Raw genomic sequence first — 6236 nt, forward strand, 5'->3', positions numbered from 1 at the left:
CCCTGGATACAGGTCAAGCCCGGTCCCCCGAAGGGGACCGGGCTTGAACCCTCTCTACCAAATAGTGTCCGGCGGCGACCTACTCTCCCACACACTCCAGTGTGCAGTACCATCGGCGCAGTGGGCCTTAGCTTCCGGGTTCGGGATGGGACCGGGCGTTTCCCCCACGCTATGACCGCCGTAACTCTAGAACAACACCACTTCCCACACCACCACACGCACCAGATCACCACGACCTGACACCCGCAACAGGGGTACTGAAGATGCTGTAAACCTAAACTCACAACAACACTATTGAACTATACACACCCCCCACACCATCACACAGTGATGACACGCAGGGGTGGTCTGACTCTGACCCACACACCCACACGCCTCAAACAAGAGACACCATGGGCAATGCGGGGTTGTTGGCAGAGAACCGCCTAGTGGACGCGAACACGCAGTGTTCAATTAAAACTTCACCGAGCACACATTGAGTGTGGTGTAAGTGGTCGGCTTATTAGTACCAGTCAGCTTCACGCATTGCTGCGCTTCCACATCTGGCCTATCAACCCAGTAGTCTGGCTGGGAGCCTTCACACCTTAAAGGTGACGGAGATCTTATCTTGAAGCCGGCTTCCCACTTAGATGCTTTCAGCGGTTATCCATCCCGAACGTAGCTAATCAGCGGTGCACTTGGCAGTACAACTGACACACCAGAGGTTCGTCCGTCCCGGTCCTCTCGTACTAAGGACAGACCTTCTCAAATCTCCTGCGCGCGCAGCGGATAGGGACCGAACTGTCTCACGACGTTCTAAACCCAGCTCGCGTACCGCTTTAATGGGCGAACAGCCCAACCCTTGGGACCAACTCCAGCCCCAGGATGCGACGAGCCGACATCGAGGTGCCAAACCATGCCGTCGATATGGACTCTTGGGCAGGATCAGCCTGTTATCCCCGAGGTACCTTTTATCCGTTGAGCGACGGCCCTTCCACACGGTGCCGCCGGATCACTAGTCCCAACTTTCGTTCCTGCTCGAGCTGCCGCTCTCACAGTCAAGCTCCCTTGTGCACTTACACTCGACACCTGATTGCCAACCAGGCTGAGGGAACCTTTGGGCGCCTCCGTTACTCTTTAGGAGGCAACCGCCCCAGTTAAACTACCCACCAGGCACTGTCCCTGGACCCGATCAGGGCCCGAAGTTAGATGCCTAACAACACCAGAGTGGTATTTCAACGATGACTCCACAACCACTAGCGTGGCCGCTTCACAGTCTCCCACCTATCCTACACAAGTGATGTCAAACACCAATACCAAGCTATAGTAAAGGTCTCGGGGTCTTTCCGTCCTGCTGCGCGTAACGAGCATCTTTACTCGTAGTGCAATTTCGCCGAGTCCACGGTTGAGACAGCGGGGAAGTCGTTACTCCATTCGTGCAGGTCGGAACTTACCCGACAAGGAATTTCGCTACCTTAGGATGGTTATAGTTACCACCGCCGTTTACTGGGGCTTAAATTCAGAGCTTCGCCACAAGTGACTAACCCTTCCTCTTAACCTTCCAGCACCGGGCAGGAGTCAGTCCGTATACATCGTCTTACGACTTCGCACGGACCTGTGTTTTTAGTAAACAGTCGCTTCCCCCTGGTCTCTGCGACCACCACCAGCTCACCAAAGCAAGCCTGGATCACCAGGGTGGTCCCCCTTCTCCCGAAGTTACGGGGGTATTTTGCCGAGTTCCTTAACCGTGGTTCTCTCGATCGCCTTAGTATTCTCTACCTGACCACCTGTGTCGGTTATGGGTACGGGCGGTACAAGCCCTCGCGTCGATGCTTTTCTTGGCAGCATAGGATCACTGAATCCCCCACAAAGTGGAGTCCCATCAAGTCTCACCCGTATAACGAGTCCCGGATTTGCCTAGGACTCGGGCTACACTCTTAGACCCAGACAACCATCGCTGGGCTCAGCTACCTTCCTGCGTCACACCTGTTAATACGCTTGGCTCCCCGGTTCAGGTCCTGCGCTCCTCGTACACGTCGATCCCAAAGGGACCGCTCTAGCACGATTCGGGCAGTTAGTATCACCAGTTCACCATGGGCGGTCTTATACCGGTACGGGAATATCAACCCGTTGTCCATCGACTACGCCTGTCGGCCTCGCCTTAGGTCCCGACTAACCCAGGGCAGATTAGCTTGACCCTGGAACCCTTAGTCATTCGGCGGACACGTTTCTCACGTGTCTTTCGCTACTCATGCCTGCATTCTCACTCGAACACACTCCACAGACGAGCTTACGCTGCTGCTTCACCGCAGTGTTCGACGCTCCCCTACCCATCCAGTCCGCAAGGGACTAAATGCCACAGTTTCGGTGGTGTGCTTGAGCCCCGCTAAATTGTCGGCGCGGAATCACTTGACCAGTGAGCTATTACGCACTCTTTCAAGGGTGGCTGCTTCTAAGCCAACCTCCTGGTTGTCTAAGCAACTCCACATCCTTTCCCACTTAGCACACGCTTAGGGACCTTAACTGGTGGTCTGGGCTGTTTCCCTCTCGACCATGAAGCTTATCCCCCACAGTCTCACTGCTGCGCTCTCACTTGACCGGCATTCGGAGTTTAGCTGACGTCAGTAACCTTGTAGGGCCCATCGGCCATCCAGTAGCTCTACCTCCGGCAAGAAACACGCAACGCTGCACCTAAATGCATTTCGGGGAGAACCAGCTATCACGGAGTTTGATTGGCCTTTCACCCCTACCCACAGCTCATCCCCCCAGTTTTCAACCTAGGTGGGTTCGGTCCTCCACGCGCTCTTACACGCGCTTCAACCTGGCCATGGGTAGATCACTCCGCTTCGGGTCTAGACCCAGCGACTCAAACGCCCTATTCAGACTCGCTTTCGCTACGGCTTCCCCACACGGGTTAACCTCGCCACTGAGCACTAACTCGCAGGCTCATTCTTCAAAAGGCACGCCATCACACCCCTATAGGATGCTTTGACGGATTGTAGGCACATGGTTTCAGGTACTATTTCACTCCCCTCCCGGGGTACTTTTCACCATTCCCTCACGGTACTGATTCACTATCGGTTAGTAGGTAGTATTTAGGCTTACCAGGTGGTCCTGGCTGATTCACACAAGATTCCTCGAGCCTCGTGCTACTCGGGATACACTTACAGGCCGGCGGAACGCATTACGACTACGGGACTCACACCCTCTACGGCGAAGGACTCAACCTTCTTCGTCTATACGCCCGCACCTCAACCCTGAGGACTGGTAGATCCCCAACGAAATGTCCCACAACCCCGATCACGCAACCCCTACCAGGTATCACACGCAACCGGTTTAGCCCCATCCGCTTTCGCTCGCCACTACTCACAGAATCACTACATTGTTTTCTCTTCCTGTCGGTACTGAGATGTTTCACTTCCCGACGTTCCCTCCAACCGGTCTATACATTCAACCGGTGGTCACACACCATCACGGCATGCGGGGTTTCCCCATTCGGAAATCCTGGTATCAACGCTCGGTTATCAACTCCACCAGGCTTATCGCAGATTCCCACGTCCTTCATCGGCTCCTACTACCAAGGCATTCACCATGCGCCCTAAAACACTTACAAACATCATCACAGTAGCTGCAATGACACTCAACAATTAAGTGCTCGACTAAAAATTGACACAAAAAACACCAGCCACACCAAAGGCGTGACCAGCATGATTCGAGTATTTTGTTCAAAAGAACAAAGATGCTCGCGTCCACTATGCAGTTCCCAAACAACAACCCCCACCACCATCACCAACCCCGTAAACGAGGTCGACTACCTGAAGCCGAGGGCCAGATCTTGAAACAACCATTGTTGTCTCAGGACCCAACAGTGTGCCAAGCACCACAGACATATGACACCAGTCCTCTTTCCGACCCGTGAACCTCAGTACAGCAATAAAGCTGACCAAGACGGGCGTACCGGAGAAACCAGTGCCAAGACCATGATGACGATTCGTTGATATTCCACCCTTGAGCAAACCACCAGTCACACGAACGGCGACATGAAGTGGCGGACCCGACTCGGGTCCTGCTCCTTAGAAAGGAGGTGATCCAGCCGCACCTTCCGGTACGGCTACCTTGTTACGACTTAGTCCCAATCGCGAGTCCCACCTTCGACGGCTCCCCCCACAAGGGTTAGGCCACCGGCTTCGGGTGTTACCCACTTTCGTGACTTGACGGGCGGTGTGTACAAGGCCCGGGAACGTATTCACCGCAGCGTTGCTGATCTGCGATTACTAGCGACTCCAACTTCACGAAGTCGAGTTGCAGACTTCGATCCGAACTGAGACCGGCTTTTAGGGATTAGCTCCACCTCACAGTATCGCAACCCATTGTACCGGCCATTGTAGCATGCGTGAAGCCCAAGACATAAGGGGCATGATGATTTGACGTCGTCCCCACCTTCCTCCGAGTTGACCCCGGCAGTCTCCCATGAGTCCCCACCATTACGTGCTGGCAACATAGGATAGGGGTTGCGCTCGTTGCGGGACTTAACCCAACATCTCACGACACGAGCTGACGACAACCATGCACCACCTGTGAACCGACCCCGAAGGGAAGCTGCATCTCTGCAGCGGTCCGGTCCATGTCAAGCCTTGGTAAGGTTCTTCGCGTTGCATCGAATTAATCCGCATGCTCCGCCGCTTGTGCGGGCCCCCGTCAATTCCTTTGAGTTTTAGCCTTGCGGCCGTACTCCCCAGGCGGGGCACTTAATGCGTTAGCTACGGCGCGGAAAACGTGGAATGTCCCCCACACCTAGTGCCCAACGTTTACGGCATGGACTACCAGGGTATCTAATCCTGTTCGCTCCCCATGCTTTCGCTCCTCAGCGTCAGTAACAGCCCAGAGACCTGCCTTCGCCATCGGTGTTCCTCCTGATATCTGCGCATTTCACCGCTACACCAGGAATTCCAGTCTCCCCTACTGCACTCTAGTCTGCCCGTACCCACTGCACACCCGGGGTTGAGCCCCGGGCTTTCACAGCAGACGTGACAAACCGCCTACGAGCTCTTTACGCCCAATAATTCCGGATAACGCTCGCGCCCTACGTATTACCGCGGCTGCTGGCACGTAGTTAGCCGGCGCTTCTTCTGCAGGTACCGTCACTTGCGCTTCTTCCCTGCTGAAAGCGGTTTACAACCCGAAGGCCGTCATCCCGCACGCGGCGTCGCTGCATCAGGCTTTCGCCCATTGTGCAATATTCCCCACTGCTGCCTCCCGTAGGAGTCTGGGCCGTGTCTCAGTCCCAGTGTGGCCGGTCACCCTCTCAGGCCGGCTACCCGTCATCGCCTTGGTGAGCTATTACCTCACCAACAAGCTGATAGGCCGCGAGTCCATCCAAGACCGATAAATCTTTCCACCAGCACCCCATGCGAGGACTGGTCGTATCCGGTATTAGACCCAGTTTCCCGGGCTTATCCCAGAGTCAAGGGAAGGTTACTCACGTGATACTCACCCGTTCGCCACTAATCCAACCGTGCAAGCACGGTCTTCATCGTTCGACTTGCATGTGTTAAGCACGCCGCCAGCGTTCATCCTGAGCCAGGATCAAACTCTCCATTAAAAAATTAATAAGAGAAAGCATCCACAATCAACAACAAACAGACCAGACCCTGCCAGAAAAACAAGGCCCTCACGATCCATCCATCATCAACCACGGACACCAGTTAATGAATCCTTGGCTAAATTTGCGATCACTATCACGGGGGTGATAATGTCGCTGTTATAACCAAATAAATAATTTGGTATCAACAAACTTGGCACACTATTGAGTTCTCAAACAACAACCGCTACCGGCACCATCAGAAGTTTTTCTCTGAATCGCTCCGAAGCAACTTTGTAAGCTTACCAACAAGCTTCCGCTTCGTCAATTCAGCGTTTCCGCCGTCCTGACCCGACTTCGAATGAATCATTCCCAGCGAATACTCGCTGCGAACGACTCGAACTCGTCGTCTGCGCGGTTCTCAACTCTACGTCGCGGTGTTCGCCTTCGTCAACTCGAGGTCAACTCTGCATGAACACCACACAAACCGTGGTCTCGAACCCCCCGGGAACACCTCGCTTGAGCCGATGACCAGCCCAGAGGGCCAGCGCACCGCAACAAGGAACAGATCCTGTGTGGGGAGAAGCTATGTGGTTATCAAATCCGGGGATCTTCGCGGTCCGCCTCAGCTTCCCGCCGTGCCCCCTTGAGCACGAGATAGAACTTTACACACGCC

3 rRNA genes are annotated in these 6236 nt (G+C 54.6%); all 3 read right to left on the minus strand.

Annotation, left to right across the window (positions count from 1 at the left end):
* Nucleotides 1-66: 66 nt before the first annotated feature.
* The 3 genes from rrf to LTH96_RS12845 all read right to left on the minus strand — a co-directional run bounded on the left by rrf (nucleotide 67) and on the right by LTH96_RS12845 (nucleotide 5581).
* A 5S ribosomal RNA gene (gene rrf, locus LTH96_RS12835) occupies nucleotides 67-183 on the minus strand.
* Nucleotides 184-482: 299 nt separating this feature from the next.
* Nucleotides 483-3592, minus strand: a 23S ribosomal RNA gene (locus tag LTH96_RS12840).
* Between the two features lie 464 nt (nucleotides 3593-4056).
* Nucleotides 4057-5581 (minus strand): 16S ribosomal RNA (locus LTH96_RS12845).
* Together the 16S, 23S and 5S rRNA genes form the textbook arrangement of a ribosomal RNA operon.
* Nucleotides 5582-6236 lie beyond the last annotated feature (655 nt).

The organism is Nesterenkonia sp. LB17 (assembly GCF_022565915.1).
Lineage (GTDB): Bacteria > Actinomycetota > Actinomycetes > Actinomycetales > Micrococcaceae > Nesterenkonia.